Annotated in this window: 14 protein-coding genes; 10 read left to right on the top strand and 4 right to left on the bottom strand. The window is 41.2% G+C overall.

The genetic code is table 11. The features are described 5' to 3' along the window. Positions 1-122 precede the first annotated feature (122 nt). The 6 genes from GTQ34_RS02480 (at position 123) to GTQ34_RS02455 (ending at position 7,217) form a co-directional block, all read left to right on the top strand. Entirely contained in the window at positions 123-1,436 is a 1,314-nt protein-coding gene (locus GTQ34_RS02480; RefSeq protein ID WP_166522751.1) for a TolC family protein, read from the top strand. A 10-nt stretch (positions 1,437-1,446) separates the two neighbouring features. After that, positions 1,447-2,523, top strand: coding sequence for an efflux RND transporter periplasmic adaptor subunit (locus tag GTQ34_RS02475; RefSeq protein WP_166522174.1), 1,077 nt, complete (start codon positions 1,447-1,449; stop codon positions 2,521-2,523). Between the two features lie 39 nt (positions 2,524-2,562). Beyond that, the gene (locus GTQ34_RS02470; protein WP_166522173.1) at positions 2,563-5,802 is read left to right on the top strand and encodes an efflux RND transporter permease subunit; all 3,240 of its coding nucleotides are present in this window, start codon (positions 2,563-2,565) and stop codon (positions 5,800-5,802) included. Between the two features lie 35 nt (positions 5,803-5,837). Then, positions 5,838-6,143 (top strand): hypothetical protein, encoded by a 306-nt coding sequence (locus GTQ34_RS02465; protein WP_166522172.1) that lies wholly within the window; start codon positions 5,838-5,840, stop codon positions 6,141-6,143. A gap of 11 nt (positions 6,144-6,154) precedes the next feature. After that, entirely contained in the window at positions 6,155-6,340 is a 186-nt protein-coding gene (locus GTQ34_RS02460) for a YgaP family membrane protein (protein WP_166522171.1), read from the top strand. Between the two features lie 166 nt (positions 6,341-6,506). Next, positions 6,507-7,217 (top strand): VIT1/CCC1 transporter family protein, encoded by a 711-nt coding sequence (locus GTQ34_RS02455; protein WP_166522170.1) that lies wholly within the window; start codon positions 6,507-6,509, stop codon positions 7,215-7,217. A gap of 368 nt (positions 7,218-7,585) precedes the next feature. On the opposite strand, the gene GTQ34_RS02450 is transcribed toward GTQ34_RS02455, so the two are convergent. After that, positions 7,586-7,822: a hypothetical protein gene (locus tag GTQ34_RS02450; RefSeq protein WP_166522169.1), complete on the bottom strand. Its 237-nt coding sequence runs from the start codon at positions 7,820-7,822 to the stop codon at positions 7,586-7,588. A 124-nt stretch (positions 7,823-7,946) separates the two neighbouring features. Here GTQ34_RS02450 and GTQ34_RS02445 point away from each other — a divergent pair, with 124 nt between their 5' ends. Next, the gene (locus GTQ34_RS02445; RefSeq protein WP_166522168.1) at positions 7,947-8,111 is read left to right on the top strand and encodes a Lacal_2735 family protein; all 165 of its coding nucleotides are present in this window, start codon (positions 7,947-7,949) and stop codon (positions 8,109-8,111) included. A 479-nt stretch (positions 8,112-8,590) separates the two neighbouring features. Here the strand turns inward: GTQ34_RS02445 and GTQ34_RS02440 are convergent, their stop codons facing one another. Continuing rightward, complete coding sequence (locus tag GTQ34_RS02440; protein ID WP_235914947.1) at positions 8,591-9,514, bottom strand: DUF3179 domain-containing protein; 924 nt, start codon at positions 9,512-9,514, stop codon at positions 8,591-8,593. 293 nt (positions 9,515-9,807) lie between these two features. Between GTQ34_RS02440 and GTQ34_RS02435 the strand changes: the two genes are divergently transcribed. Both GTQ34_RS02435 and GTQ34_RS02430 read left to right on the top strand, forming a co-directional pair. Then, positions 9,808-10,668, top strand: coding sequence for a TolB-like translocation protein (locus GTQ34_RS02435; RefSeq protein WP_166522167.1), 861 nt, complete (start codon positions 9,808-9,810; stop codon positions 10,666-10,668). Positions 10,669-11,350: 682 nt separating this feature from the next. After that, a complete protein-coding gene (locus tag GTQ34_RS02430) occupies positions 11,351-11,995 on the top strand; it encodes a response regulator transcription factor (protein ID WP_166522166.1) in 645 nt (214 codons plus the stop codon). 76 nt (positions 11,996-12,071) lie between these two features. On the opposite strand, the gene dnaK is transcribed toward GTQ34_RS02430, so the two are convergent. Continuing rightward, the gene (gene dnaK / locus GTQ34_RS02425) at positions 12,072-13,985 is read right to left on the bottom strand and encodes a molecular chaperone DnaK (RefSeq protein WP_166522165.1); all 1,914 of its coding nucleotides are present in this window, start codon (positions 13,983-13,985) and stop codon (positions 12,072-12,074) included. Between the two features lie 202 nt (positions 13,986-14,187). On the opposite strand from dnaK, the gene GTQ34_RS02420 reads away from it, so the two are divergent. Further along, the gene (locus tag GTQ34_RS02420) at positions 14,188-15,612 is read left to right on the top strand and encodes an L-serine ammonia-lyase (RefSeq protein ID WP_166522164.1); all 1,425 of its coding nucleotides are present in this window, start codon (positions 14,188-14,190) and stop codon (positions 15,610-15,612) included. On the opposite strand, the gene GTQ34_RS02415 is transcribed toward GTQ34_RS02420, so the two are convergent. Beyond that, complete coding sequence (locus tag GTQ34_RS02415) at positions 15,609-16,091, bottom strand: nuclear transport factor 2 family protein (RefSeq protein ID WP_166522163.1); 483 nt, start codon at positions 16,089-16,091, stop codon at positions 15,609-15,611. The genes GTQ34_RS02420 and GTQ34_RS02415 overlap by 4 nt on opposite strands. Positions 16,092-16,158: the final 67 nt, after the last annotated feature.

Genomic DNA, 16,158 nt, shown 5'->3' with positions numbered 1-16,158 from the left:
ACTGCTTCTTCGTACTAGCGTTTGAAGATTTTACCGGCCCAGGCAACGTAACCATTGTTACTGACACGTGCTTTACTAGCTTCTAATTTTGCGGAGCGTTAAATAGAATGATTGAGTATCCCATGAAAAATAAAATGCTCTTACTTCTTATATTCCTTTTTTCCCTAAGTCTTGGGGCACAGGAAATTCTTTTGATTACAAAGGAAGAGGTTCTTAATACGGTCAGAGAGAATAACAACACCATTAAAATGTCCAAACAAGATGTTCTAATGGCAAAAGGTGATTTTGACCAGACCAACGAAGTGCTTTTACCCAACATTGGGGTATCCCATACAGGTATTGCGACCACAAATCCCTTGATGGCATTTGGTTCAAAATTGAATCAAGGTATCCTCACTTCGGAAGATTTCAATCCAGATTTACTAAACAATCCATCTCAAATTGAGGATTATGCCACACGGATTGAAGTAAAACAGCCTATACTGAATTTGGACGGCCTTCATCAAAGAAAAGCGGCCAAAGCTAAATTGAATGCCACAGAACTTCAATCTGTGCGAACCCGGGATTTTATAGAGCTGGAAGTCGATAAGGCTTATATGCAACTGCAACTGGCCTACAAGACCATCGAAGTTTTGGAAAAGGCCAAAGAATCCGCTTTGGAAAACAAACGGATTGCAGAGAACAACTTTAGCCAGGGGTACTTGCAAAAATCAGATGTATTGGCGGTGGAAGTTAGGGTTACGGAAATCCACAATCAGCTACAATATGCCAAAAGTAATATTCAGAACGCCTCAAATCACTTATCAGTTTTGATGGATGATGCCAGCTATCCTGTTTTACGACCTTCAGATTCATTGATAATTGCAACCGGTAATGTATTCCCTTATGACGTCCCAGAGGATAGAGCAGACATCAAGGCCATGGAATTGAAGAGCAAGGCCTATCATCAAATATACCAAGCGGATAGATTAAGTTTTCTACCCAGATTGAATGCTTTTGGCACCTACGAACTTCATGACGATGAAATTTTTCAAGGGGATACGGATGGCTATTTGTTTGGTGCAGAACTGAAATGGAACCTGTTTGAAGGCAGCAAACGCTTTGGAAAGGCAAAAAAAAGTAAGGCTGAATATGAAAAATCGAGGCTGCAGCTCCATCAATACAAGGCCGAAAACCAGGTAGAACTGAACAGGGCCAAACGAATGCTGGAGGATGCGAAAAACAACCTGGTACTCGCCAAACTGGCCATGGAACAATCCCAAGAATCATTGCGAATACGTACAAACCGTTTTGAACAGGGGTTGGAAAAAACAACGGACCTATTATTTGCCGAAACCCAATACGCCCAAAAACAATTGGAATATTACACCATGATTTTCAATCATAATTATGCATTGGCATATGTTCAATTTTTAAGTAAGGGACAGATAAAATAGACAGATCAACATGAAAAATAGAACCATTTTAGGATTACTGACAGTAGCGCTCTTTACAGCAAGCTGTGGCAGCCAGGACAAAAAAGCAGTAGCTGATAATTCACCTGTGATCGAAGTAACGGTAAATACGGTAAAAGAAGATGGTGCCAATCCCTTTCTATCCGTAAGCGGCAAGATCGAAGCGGTAAACAGTGCCAATCTAAGCACCCGAATGATGGGATATGTTGATAAAATCCATGTACAGGTCGGGGAAAAAGTAAAAAAAGGTCAGCTCCTTTTGCGCATCAACAATTCAGATATTACTGCGAAACTGGCACAAGTAAATGCGGGCATAACCGAGGCGACTGCTGCTTTTTCCAATGCTGAAAAAGATTTCATCAGGTACTCCAATCTTTTTACGGAGAACAGTGCATCCCAAAAGGAACTCGATGATATCACCGCAAACTACAACATGGCCAAAGCACGTTTGGAATCGGCCAAGCAGATGAAGAACGAGGTAAATGCACAGCTTGCATATGCCAATATCAGGGCTCCTTTTAATGGTGTAGTGACCAATAGATTTATCAAAGAAGGTGATATGGCAAATCCCGGAATACCATTGCTGGAAGTGGAGGCGCCAGGTAATTTTCAAGTATTGGCCATGGTACCCGAATCTGAAATTCTTCGTATACAAACAAATACTGAAGTGAAGGTATCCCTTAAATCCATGGACGAAACGGTTAAAGGAAAAGTAACAGAAGTAAGCTCCTCGTCCAAAAATACAGGAGGACAATATCTGGTCAAAGTGATATTGGACAAAAACGACACGGAGATTCTGTCGGGAATGTTCGCCACGGTACAATTTCCTCTGGAGAAAAGGACTTCTTACGGAACCGTCTTTATTCCCAAGAAGGCCTTGGTAACCAAAGGTCAGCTATCCGGAATCTATACCGTGAGCCAAAGCAATACAGCACTATTGCGTTGGTTACGTTTGGGAAGGACTTACAGTGATTCGGTGGAAGTATTGGCTGGGTTATCGGCCAATGAACAATACATCATAGACGCCAGGGGCAAACTGTACAATGGGGCCAAAATCTCGATTCAGTAAAAAGCCAGTAATGCAAGGGAAAACAAAAATTATCACAAAATGAAGGAAGGATTAGCCGGTAAAATAGCCAAAGCATTCATAGGTTCTAAATTGACCGTGTTGCTAATGATTGTGTTTATGGTTATCGGGGTCTATAGCTCGTTTTTGATACCTCGAGAGGAAGAGCCACAAATTGATGTCCCGATAGCCGACATTTTCGTGGGGTATCCAGGTGCTAGTCCTACCGAAGTGGAAAACAGGGTGGTAAAACCCTTGGAAAAATTGATATCGAACATTAAGGGAATAGAATATGTATACTCCACTTCAATGGAGGAACAGGCCATGGTCATCGTACAGTTTTATGTAGGTGAAGATATTGAACGCTCGTTTGTAAAACTATACAATGAAATTAACAAGCATATGGATATCATGCCGCAGGGCGTGACCTTTCCACTGGTAAAGACTAGAGCCATCGATGATGTCCCCGTATTGGGACTAACCCTGTGGAGCGAGAATTATGATGATTACCAATTGAAACAGATAGCCAATGAGTTGACCAATGAAATCAAAAAAATCAATGACGTATCGGCCATCAAAAGAATTGGTGGAAGAAACCGACAACTTCGCGTGGTTCTGGACAAGGATCGAATGGCACAAACCGGGTTGGATTTTCTATCGGTAGCAGAGATGATTAAAGCCAACAATCAACAACTTAGTGGCGGTACGTTTGATAAGAACGACACTGAGTTCAATGTGACAACAGGGAATTTTTTGAAGACCATTGCCGACGTTGAAAATTTGGTGGTTGGGGTTCAGCAAAACCGCCCCATTTATCTAAAACAAATCGCGAATATCCAAGATGGGCCCGAAGTACCAAAAAATTACGTGTCCCTGGGATTTGGGCAAGGGAACCCAAAGGCAACTACCCATACATCTGAATATCCCGCTGTCACCATTTCAGTGGCTAAAAGGAAAGGCGCTGATGCCATGAAGATTGCCGATATCGCCTTGGAGAAAGTGGAACATTTGAAGGAGACCCTGATTCCCAATGACGTACATGTAGAAGTTACCCGAAACTATGGGGAAACCGCGTCCCACAAGGTCTCAGAACTTTTGATGCACTTGATTGGTGCAATTATTGCCGTAACCCTTGTAGTGATGCTCGCCATGGGGTGGCGTGGGGGACTCGTGGTCTTTTTATCGGTTCCCATCACCTTTGCCCTTACACTGCTGAGCTACTATATGCTGGACTATACCCTAAATCGGATTACGCTTTTTGCCTTGGTCTTTGTCACGGGTATTGTGGTCGATGATTCCATCATTATTGCTGAGAACATGCACCGACATTTTAAGATGAAACGGTTGCCCTTCAAGCAAGCGGCATTGTACGCCATTAATGAGGTGGGTAACCCGACCATTTTGGCCACTTTTACGGTAATCGCATCTGTACTGCCGATGGCCTTCGTCTCTGGATTGATGGGCCCCTATATGTCGCCTATGCCCATTGGTGCTTCCATCGCCATGATATTGTCCCTTTTCGTGGCCCTGACCATTACTCCTTATCTAGGATATGTCTTACTTCGAGAAAAGGACAAAAAAACGACGGAAAAAAAAGAAAAGAAACTGGAGGACAGCTTTATCTACAAAATGTACGATAGGCTTGAAAGTCCTCTTGTCGAAAACAAAAAAAGACGATGGTTGTTTTTGGGGATTACATTTTTACTGCTGATGGGCTCGGTAGTTCTATTTTTCACCAAGACTGTGGCCGTAAAGATGCTGCCCTTTGACAATAAGAACGAATTTCAAGTGGTCATCGACATGCCAGAGGGCACAACTTTGGAGCGGACCAATGTGGTTGCCCAAGAGATTGCCCAATACCTTCGTATGCGACCAGAGGTCGTAAACTATCAGAGTTATGTGGGCACTTCTGCCCCAATTACTTTTAACGGGCTGGTTCGGCACTACGATATTCGTGGAGGAAGCAATATGGCAGACATCCAGGTGAATCTTATTGACAAAAAGGAACGCAGTGCCCAGAGTCATGGTATTGCCAGTTCCATGCGGGAAGAAATTCAACGCATTGGAAAAAGTTACGATGCCAATGTAAAGATCGTGGAAGTTCCACCTGGGCCTCCAGTACTGTCTACCATAGTTGGTGAAATCTACGGCCCCGATTACGATATGCAAATGGAAATTGCCGATCAGGTCCGGAACATTCTTAAAAATACCCAAGATGTAGTGGATGTGGACTGGATGGTAGAAGCTGACCAAACCGAATACGAATTTGTTGTGGATAAAGAAAAAGCCATGTTGTATGGAGTGGCTCCCCAACAAATCGTTCAAACAATGAATATGGCTCTTTCCGAAAGAGTAGTGACCAACTTATATGATGAGGACGCTGCCGACCAGATTGGATTGATTCTGGCATTGGAAGAAAAGGAAAAATCCACGCTCTTGGATATTTCCCAACTTAAAGTGAAAGCAAATCAGGGCACTATGATGGCCATTGGCGACCTCGTCGATATCCAGAAAACCGTGAAGGCGAAAAGTATCTATAGAAAGAACCAAAAAAGAGTGGTCTACGTGCTGGCAGACATGGCCGGAAAATTGGAGAGTCCCGTTTACGCCATTCTGGGAATGACAGATAAACTTGAAAAAATGGATTTGCCCCAAGGATATTCTATTAACGAACTCTACATCAAACAACCTGATTTTGAGGACGATTTTACCGTAAAATGGGATGGCGAATGGCAGATTACCTTAGAGGTCTTCCGTGATTTGGGTCTGACCTTTTTAGGGGTCATTATTATAATTTATATATTGATTGTGGGGTGGTTCCAGAACTTCAAGGCACCTATCGTGATGATGGTTGCCATTCCACTTTCCTTGATCGGCATTGTACTTGGGCATTGGATGCTGGGAGCATTTTTTACGGCAACATCATTTATTGGGATGATTGCCCTGGCCGGTATCATGGTCCGGAATTCCGTATTGTTGATAGATTTCATCAATCTGCGTTTGGCAGAGGGCATTCCTTTGAAAAAAGCGGTTATCGAAGCGGGAGCGGTCCGTACCACACCAATCTTGTTGACTGCAGGCACTGTGGTCATAGGTGCTTTCGTGATTCTGTTCGACCCAATTTTTCAAGGTCTGGCCATTTCACTCATGGGCGGAACCATTGTTTCAACCGTATTGACACTGTTGGTTGTGCCGTTGGTGTACTACATGATTGAAAGGAAAAAACATCCTGAAGAAGAACTGGAAACGATTCAGACCAATCAAAATGGAAAAAGTAAGTAATAATGGGTGCCAATAAAAAATGAAAATCAATAAAAATGAAACTTCTAATAGTAACCGTAGTAGAAGAATTTGAGCAAGAAATTCTGGAACTGTTCAAAAAAGCAAACATAGAGCGTTTTAGTGGTTCCGATATTGATGGTTATAAAAACCCCTCCACCGTGGTTCGTTCATCAAGTTGGTTTCCCAGTGAAAAGGGTGGTGTGGAGTCCAATCTGTTCTTTTCTTTTACCAAAGATGAAAATATTGAACTGCTCTTTGAATTGATTAAGGAATTCAATACAAATCTGGAAACAAACAATCCCATTAAAGCGATTGTGGTTCCCATAGAAAAATATATTTAAAGATTAAAGTTATGAAGAATAGGATAGTGAGGGCCGCTGCCGGTTCATTTATATTGATTAGTTTGATGTTGGCCATATATATAAACATCAATTGGTTGTGGTTTACCGCATTCGTTGGTGCCAACTTGTTTCAGTCCGCTTTTACCAAATGGTGTTTGATGGAAGATATCTTGACTAAATTTGGAATTAGGGAATAGTGATCATGCACCTTTTTTTTAATAAACACTTGAAGAAAGGTCACTGGATTGAGGAAAGAAAATAAGTGGCTGTTTGCTTGCAAAGCATAATAGCAAACGACAGGGAATTCCATTTTTGAAAGTTTTAGGAATCCAAAACGTAATAGTACCATCAAACACCAAAATTATGGAACAGACAGACAGTTTAAACGATTATTTGAAGCCGCATTACATTCACAAAAGCAACTGGTTAAGGGCCGCAGTCCTTGGTGCAAATGATGGTATCCTATCAACGGCAAGTTTAGCAATTGGTGTAGCTGCAGCAAGCACCACAAGAGAACCTATTATATTGGCAACATTGGCAGGTTTGGTTGCTGGCGCCTTATCCATGGCGGCAGGGGAATACGTTTCCGTGAGTTCACAAACCGACGTGGAAAAAGCCGATATCGAACGGGAAAAACAAGAGTTAGAAGAAATGCCCGAAATTGAATTACAACGATTGGCTGAAATTTATGAAAAAAGGGGCTTAAAGAAAGAAACTGCATTGACTGTAGCAAAAGAACTAACCAATTATGACGCATTGGGAGCACACATTAGAGATGAGTTGGGAATCAACGAAATTAGCCAAGCCAAACCCGTTCAAGCAGCTCTCGCCTCTGGTGCAGCCTTTACACTAGGGGGAATACTTCCTTTTTTGGTTTCCATTCTTTTGCCCTTGAAAAACATGGAACTTTATTTATATGCCTCAGCGACAATTTTCCTTATCATTTTGGGGGTAATGGCTGCAAGAACAGGAGGTTCGAGTATTGGAAAGGCAATAATTAGAGTTACTTTCTGGGGAACACTTGCAATGGGGCTGACCGCGCTTGTAGGTTATTTGTTTGGAGTGAATATATGACCAATCAATACTCCAACGGCATACCCAACTTTGAACCTGCATTTGTAATGAACCTTTAAAAAGAACTTGCAGAACGAGCGTTTTCCAGGACTGAAATGAATTCTACTGGATCATGCCATATTATTCTAATTTACTGTCAACCGATAGGTAAAAACGATGGGGTTATTGAAGTTTAGTTAAACAGGTTTCTTCAGGTGTCAGTGAAAATTTGGCTTTTTGAAAAGCCCTAATACGGTGAATTTTCCAATTTGAAAAGACTTTCTTCCCTAGTATACAATGTCAAAACCCAATTTTAATTTGAAAATTGGGTTTTATATTCCTCCTACTTCCTGTATCAAATTAAAACTCGAAAATCGCTTTCGATTTAATCATTTAAAGAATTGTTCGTTTCTAGATATGGGATGGTCTTCATAAAAATCCTCAAACGTCTTATCCGTCGTGTAATCGTCCTTCAAAACTTTGTAAACCGTGACTATAAGAATGACTTGTCCGAAAACGGTTAAATAAAAAATCCAATTGAAAGCCAAATTCATTGAGGCGAAAATGGTCACAGTTACTAAAACCAATGTCGTTAAGACCAACCAATTCATTGCTGTAATTTTCATAACCACTATTTTGATTTTAATTGTTTAACATATTTCAAAAATAGTTAAACATTTTTGTATCTTTATCCAACATTATGTTAAGATTCCATTGCACAAAACAAGATTTTAAAACTTATCACTGATTATGTTCGGATTATTCAAAAAGAAATCGGAAAAAGAAAAATTGCAAGAACAATATGCTAAACTGCTAAGTGAAGCACATGCTCTTTCCACCTCAAATAGAAAATTGAGTGACCAAAAAGCATTCGAGGCAGAGGAGGTCATGAAGAAAATAGATTTGCTGGACTAAGTTTCAATGCTGATACTGAAATAAAATTGGTATCAACATAGTTTGGATTTTCGGACTGGTTTGGCGACATAGTCAAAAACCAAGAAATTACCTTATTTCCTTTTTTTCTCTTCGAATAAGAAATTTAGCTTGGCGAACCCCTACATGCATATCACCTATGAAATGGGGCGCCAATCACCAAAAGTTGCACCAAACTGCTCCACCGGAACAAATGAACACTATGAACTAACACTTTATTGAAGGTTTTGAAAAATATATTGATCGATACGTGAATCCGGAAAATTGGGAGTTCGAATATTTCGGTTAGTTGCTGGTACAACTGAAATTCAAGAAAAAGGAATGCTTCCTAGAAATAGGGAATGTCTACAAATACAAATGCTTTATTGCTGAAGGATTGGTAAAACCACCTACCTACTTTGATGGTTTTGGGACGAAAAAAAGAGCATTTTGGCAAAGCAAGAGACCAAATCCCATACATTCTATTCTGTATATACCGCTGTGTTGGGATGAAAAGCAATCCATGCAAACCAAAACAGAGTAACACTCTGATGGTCCAGTTTGCCATTATAAATTAATTCAGCGCTATTGGATTCTATATCAAAAAGAATGCTAATAGGTTCCCCTCTGATGGTATCCCTCAGTTCAGGAGAGTTTACTTTTTTTAGTTCAGAGAAAGGATAGGCTTTATGTACACCATTGATGGAAACACCCAATATCTTTTCTTTAGGATGGTAACTGGAATCAGCATGTGAAACTGGGAAATAAATAGACTTGGATTGTTCATAGCCCAAATACGGTGTGGTGGAATAATCACGCTGAAATCCTGTTTGTTTTGAAAGAACCAACGTATTCGGATGTTTTTTTAGCCAAGTGCCCCATGTACCATGAAAAACCGGAACCGTCTCCATAGTACGTCCCACATATTGGCCCGAAATGGCTTTGGACATTAGCTGCGACCATAAGGAATGAGTTTGACGGTCGTATAGCAATACGTCACTATTGTACAACAAGCCAGACACCCCAAAGCTTAAATTTTCACCGGCAATTTTTGTCTTGAATGCCACCCCGCTTCCGCAAAGCGGACAATAGGTAACAACAATACCTTTATCTCCAAAATAGTCGTTGACCACTTCGTGATAATTCAAAATGGACAAAGGATATGCTTTAGCCACGTTGTTTATTGCTATACCCAATACCTCTCTTTCAAAGCCTAAAGCAGTTTCCTTGCCTTTTTCGAACTTTGGGTCGTCCAAAGCAGGTATCCCATCTTTTAGCGGGCCCCCGTACAAGATTTGGTCAATAGGGACTATAGCATTGTTTAATTCAAACCCATTCATTTGTTGTGACCATCCAATATGGGCATATACAAAGAAGAAGGTCAACCAAACAAACCTGATCGTCATATTTCAAAGTATTCATCTATTGGTTTTGAGTCGAAAATGCAGATAAAAACTAACGTGACACATATCAAGACATGAAAGGCACATCATTTTTCAATTATTTGTGAAAGCTGCTAAAGCGTATAAAAACATCGTTTATCGACACTTTTTATTTTTTGAGCTGTTAATAGAGTAAAATATATTCGATGAAATGCACTTTTTTATCGTTAAAATTTAAAACCTGTGAAAAATTAATAAGTGATCCACTAAATTCTTTCCCCAACTTTGTCATGTATTAACCCCCAAATCCCCAAATCATGATACGTTCAATTATCTACAGCTTGACCCTAACAATCAGTTTGTTCTTTACAGGATTTATCACTGCTCAAAACCCAATGAAATTTGAAAACAAAGCAGAAATCGCTGAAACAATTCAAAATCAGGGACACTTATCTACCTTGGAAGGTTTCATCCCTTCCATGTCCGTAACCCAAGATGGAGAAACGGCTTATTTCAGTCACTCCAGTGAACAAAAGCCGCTATACGGACTGTTTTCGAAAAGGGAGTCCGTTCACCAAATCTATCGTGCTGAAAAAATCAACGGAAAGTGGACCAACATTACTAAATTGGACGTTTGCCCAAAATATGCTTCGGCCAAGCACCCTACCATATCAGAAGACGGAAAACGTTTGTTCTTTGCCTCAAATATGAAGGGAAGCTATGGAAAGTATGACATTTATGTTGCGGATATCAAGGCTGACGGAAGCCTAGGGGTATCCAAAAACCTAGGTCCGAAAGTAAATACCAAAGAAGACGAACTATATCCCAGCCTATACAATGGCACCCTGTTGTTCTTTGCTTCCGAAGGACGGGACGGTTTCGGTGGCCTAGATCTTTACGCCACTCAGGTAGCCTATAACAGCCTTACCCCTTCCGTAAACCTTGGAAGTCATATCAACAGTAGCAGAGACGACTATGCCATCCAGTTGGATGTCGAAGAAGGAGTTAGCTACGTGGTATCGAACAGAGGACAAAACCATACTATTGAACAAGTGGCCATTGCTTATAGAAGACAGCCTATGGACGATACCATGGTGGCTTCAAGGGATGAAAACTTTCAAACAACTTTGAATAGCGAAGCCGCATACGAATACACCAGTACTTCTTTTGAAGACTAATAAGAAATCTAGAATAAATCGGTCCAATACCTGAGGGTTAATCTGATTTTGTCAAATGCCGAGATACTAAACATTGTTGACCCATGATAAACTACACAGGGGGAACTGACACTTTATCATAGAAAGCGGGTTGTATTATTTCACTCGGACCGATTTTACCATGAATAGGATGCTCCAAAACGGGCATCCTATTTTTTTATACCCTTATTTTATTTAGGATAGCGCCTCTTTTGCCTTTTCAAACTCCCCAAATATTCAACCTGATACGGTTAAACCATAGGATGCATTTGAACGAAAAACGCTACAAAAAATTCTTTTGATGGAAAAATTATCCTAATTTAAATCTTGAAATAATACAAACCCAAATCTTATACTCATGAAAAAAGCTACAATTCCAAGTGCAAGACCAAGTCCCCTGAATAAAAAAAAGGCGCTTTTTTAGCACTCCCAAAAACCTTTTCTAAACTACTATTGATTTAATCCTTTTTTAGGATTCTTATCAGCGTGTCCATTTAGGGCATTGGTGAAGTTAAACATGGTGTTCCAAAAATAGAATTTGGCAACATGTATATTACCTATGTATTCCCCCACTTGGATATGGCAGACGGTATGCTTTTTACCTTATTCCAGGTAAATTGAAGGCGAATAATGACAAAATCAGATACCCCCAAATCTATTTACCATGAAAAATGACCCATTAAAAATTAGTATTATTGACAATGATGAAAAGTTACATCCTCTGTACAGGTTTTATTTTAGTGATATAACACCTTATCAATTAGAAGGAATTTATCATTCTGTACACGATTTTATGCCCCATATGGAAAAAGCAAGTCCAGATATCGTTGTATCTGAAGTTAATCTGACCGGAATCTCTGGGATTGATGGAATTTCATATTACCGTAAGCAGAAAAAAATGCCAAAGATTTTGATGATGAGCCACAAATGTGATTTCGAAATCATAAAAGAAATTTTTAAACGAGGTGCTAACGGTTTTTTGACCAAACCTCTGACCAAAACCCGATTTTTTAGTGCAGTCGAGGAGTTGCACCAGCATGGTGTGGCATTGGAGCATGATGTGGCCAAGAAGATTATCAACTCCTTTCAAATGAAGACTTTTGATTCATTTTCAAAAAAGGAAAACCAAATCATTGAACTTCTGACCCAAGGGTATACCTATAAAATGATTGCGGATAGGCTCTGTGTCACACCAAGCGCAGTGAATTTTCACATACAGAATATATATGTGAAACTTAATGTAAACTCAAAAACTGAAGCCTTAAAGAAGCTTCAAGAAATGGAAACACAGCAGTTGAACGCGGCGTAACGTCGACCTGAAGGCAAAAGAAAACCCTGACTGCATGTCAGGGTTTCGTTGTTATTGGGCGATTTGGTGATTGTGATTACTTCACTTCTTCAAAATCAACATCTTCAACGTTATCACCATCCTTGGCATCTGTGCTTCCAGCGGTCTCTTCTCCGTTAGGGGAAGCTCCAGCACCTTGTTGTGCCTCGGCTTGGGCTTTATACATTTCCTCTGAAGCAACTTTCCATGCTTCGTTTATTTTCTCCAAAGCAGGGTCGATTACGGCAACATCTTTGGTCTCATAAGCTTTCTTCAATTCTTCCAAAGCATCTTCGATAGGTTTTTTCTTGTCTTCGGACAGCTTATCACCAAACTCTTTCAACTGTTTTTCAGTTTGGAAGATCATTGCATCGGCCTCATTCAATTTATCTGCTTTCTCCTTGGCTTTTTTGTCCGCCTCCGCATTTGCTTCCGCTTCGGCCTTCATCTTTTTGATTTCCTCTTCCGTAAGTCCAGAAGAAGCTTCAATACGGATATCCTGTGATTTTCCGGTGGCCTTATCGGTTGCCGATACCTTGATGATACCGTTGGCATCAATGTCGAAGGTCACTTCAATTTGAGGAGTTCCTCGAGGAGCAGGTGGAATACCATCTAAATGGAACCTACCGATGGTCTTGTTATCGGCTGCCATAGGACGCTCTCCCTGTAGTACGTGAATCTCAACCGAAGGTTGATTGTCCGCCGCTGTGGAGAATACCTGTGATTTTTTGGTTGGGATGGTGGTGTTCGCCTCAATCAATTTGGTGAATACGCTTCCCATGGTCTCAATACCCAATGAGAGCGGGGTTACGTCCAACAAGAGGACATCTTTTACATCTCCCGTCAACACTCCTCCTTGGATAGCAGCTCCGACGGCCACAACTTCATCAGGATTCACTCCTTTAGAAGGTTTTTTGCCAAAGAATTTCTCCACGGCTTCTTGTACCGCAGGAATACGGGTGGAGCCACCTACCAAAATAATTTCATCGATATCACTCTTTGAAAGTCCGGCAGATTTCAATGCGGCCTCGCATGGAGCAATGGTTCTTTTAACCAAATCCCCAATCAATTGCTCAAATTTAGATCTGGACAAGGTTCTTACCAAGTGTTTTGGTCCAGAAGCCGTAGCGGTCACGTAGGGCAAGTTGATTTCGGTCTGCGCAGAAGATGACAATTCAATCTTGGCTTTTTCAGCAGCCTCTCTCAAGCGCTGTAAAGCCATGGCATCCTCGCGAAGGTCCATGCCCTCATCTTTTTTGAACTCCTCTGCCAACCAATCTATAATCTTCTGGTCCACATCATCACCACCAAGGTGTGTGTCACCATCTGTGGCCAATACTTCAAAAACACCGTCTCCCAACTCCAAGATGGATACATCGTGTGTACCACCTCCAAAGTCAAACACTACAATTTTTTGGTCGGTATCCTTTTTATCAAGACCGTAGGCCAATGATGCAGCAGTAGGCTCATTGATGATTCGTTCAACAGTCAGACCTGCAATTTCACCAGCCTCTTTGGTTGCCTGTCGCTGTGAATCGTTAAAGTATGCCGGTACCGTGATGACTGCACGGGTTACATCTTGTCCTAAATAGTCCTCCGCGGTCTTCTTCATTTTTTGAAGAATCATGGCAGAAAGTTCCTGTGGCGTATACAAACGACCATCAACATCCACTCTTGGTGTATCATTGTCGCCCTTTACCACTTTATAAGGAACACGATCAGCTTCCGTTTTGGACTCAGAGAATTTATTTCCCATGAATCTTTTGATGGAATAAATAGTTTTATGTGGGTTGGTCACCGCTTGTCGTTTGGCTGGATCACCTACCTTGATCTCTCCGCCCTCCACAAAAGCGATAACGGATGGAGTGGTACGCTTACCCTCGGCATTTGGAATTACTACGGGCTCATTACCCTCCATTACAGAGACGCATGAGTTGGTTGTACCCAAATCTATACCAATAATTTTGCTCATTGTATCTATATTATGTTATTGAAAATACGTTTCTAGTTCGCTCAATAAATGTCAATGATTATGCCATGGGCCAGAATATGACAAGCTGTCATATATCTTTTGATGGCATACATTGTTGAATTCTACATTTTTTGGGTCTCTAAGCTTTTATTTGCAGTTATGAACAAAGTGCTTGTTATATTTGAAACACTAATTTTCAACTATGGAATGTATCAGTGTTTTTGATATGCTCAAGATAGGTGTGGGGCCGTCAAGTTCCCATACACTGGGGCCGTGGCGAGCAGCGGAACGTTGGATTGGTGAACTCAAAGAACAGGGTGTTTTTGAACATGTGAAAGAGGTGACCGCACTTTTATATGGTTCGTTATCCTTGACCGGAAAGGGACACGCCACTGATATTGCGGTGACCATGGGTTTATTAGGTACTGACCCCGAAACTGTTCCGATTGAAAGGATAGATTCCATAATAGAAACCCTAAAGACTGAAAAACGAATCAATTTTGGAGGAATCCGAGAAATTTCTTTTGATTGGGAAAAGCATATTATTTTCAAAAGGGAATTTCTGCCCTTTCATGCAAATGGGATTCAATTTAAGGCTGTTTTGACCGATGGAAACTCCATTACAGATACCTACTACTCCATAGGAGGAGGTTTCGTGGTAAAGGAAGAATTGATTCATGCCAAAGAAAATGCGGAGACCTTTAAAACCTTTCCACATCCTGTCAAGACCGGAAACGAACTGCTCGAACATTGCAACGAACATAATAAATCGATTTCGGAAATAGTAATGGAAAACGAACTTTCGCTACGCTCTTCAGAAGAAATTGATACTGGGCTGCAAGGTATTTGGGATACTATGTTAGAATGCATGTATATCGGTTGTCACACAGAGGGGAAACTTCCTGGTGGCCTGAATGTAAGGCGGCGAGCCTATGAAATACATCAAAAATTAAAGGGAACGGTCCCCTACTCCAATCCCAAAGAGTGGTTGGAAAGCATCCGGGAAACCGAAGTGAAATTCAGGCAAATCATTAAATGGGTAAGTTGCTTTGCGCTCTCCGTAAATGAGGTGAATGCTGCTTTGGGCAGGGTGGTGACCGCACCGACCAATGGAAGTGCTGGGGTAATTCCTGCTGTATTGATGTACTACATGGTCATTGAAAACCACGATGCCAACTTTGAGGACGTAAAGCAATTCCTTTTGGTTGCCAGTGAAGTGGGCAGCATTTTTAAAAAAGGTGCCACCATTTCAGCCGCCATGGGAGGCTGTCAAGCAGAAATAGGCGTTTCATCGGCAATGGCCGCTGCGGGACTTACCGAACTTATGGGAGGCACTCCAGAACAAGTGCTGATGGCTGCTGAAATTGCCATGGAGCACCATCTGGGACTTACCTGTGACCCTATTGGTGGTCTGGTTCAGGTGCCCTGCATTGAGCGCAATGCCATGGGTGCAATTAAAGCCATCAATGCCTCGGAGCTTGCCTTGGACGCAGACCCCAAAGAGGCCAAAGTGCCATTGGACAAGGTAGTCAATACGATGTGGGAAACCGCAAAGGACATGAATTCAAAATACAAGGAAACCTCTGAAGGAGGATTGGCCGTAGGTGTCTTTTTAAGTGATTGTTAATCCAAACAACCTGCTCTGCCCCGGGTATCAATTAAGTATATTATTTTCCAATTGCCATCAAAATCAACCAATTGGAAAGAGTTGATACCACAGTGACTGAATTGACCATTCATCCAAAACTCATAGCCCACCCAGGCATTGGCCATGGTGCGATCTACCTGAATGGAAAATGCGGTAAGTTTTTCTTCAAAGGAAATGCTATCGGGAATACTGCAGATAGAAGCTAAAAAGTTTGAAAATTTATCTTCTCGAAAACGTGTTTTGCCCTCCCTGTCCTTCCCGGTGGTTTGGAGGACTATCCTGTCGGCCACCACGCTTTTAATAATGGAAGAATCCTGTTTGTGGAACCCATCAAAAAAAGTGGCAATTACCTGTTTGATTTCTTCCTCGGAAGAGGACTCTATCATTGTTGAATCTTGGGCTTTGACACTAATGCTGAAAATAAATAGGGTCGCAAGTGATAAGGCTGTTTTTATCATTCTCCTGAAGTTTTTTGATTGCAGTCCAAATTAAACAAATCTGCTTACATTTAGACCTCAAAACAAG

The sequence above is a fragment of the Flagellimonas ochracea genome, assembly GCF_009903685.1.
In the GTDB taxonomy this organism is placed as follows: Bacteria; Bacteroidota; Bacteroidia; order Flavobacteriales; family Flavobacteriaceae; genus Flagellimonas; species Flagellimonas ochracea.
Note: the sequence above shows the minus strand (reverse complement) of the source record. Positions and strands in the feature narration are given on the sequence as shown.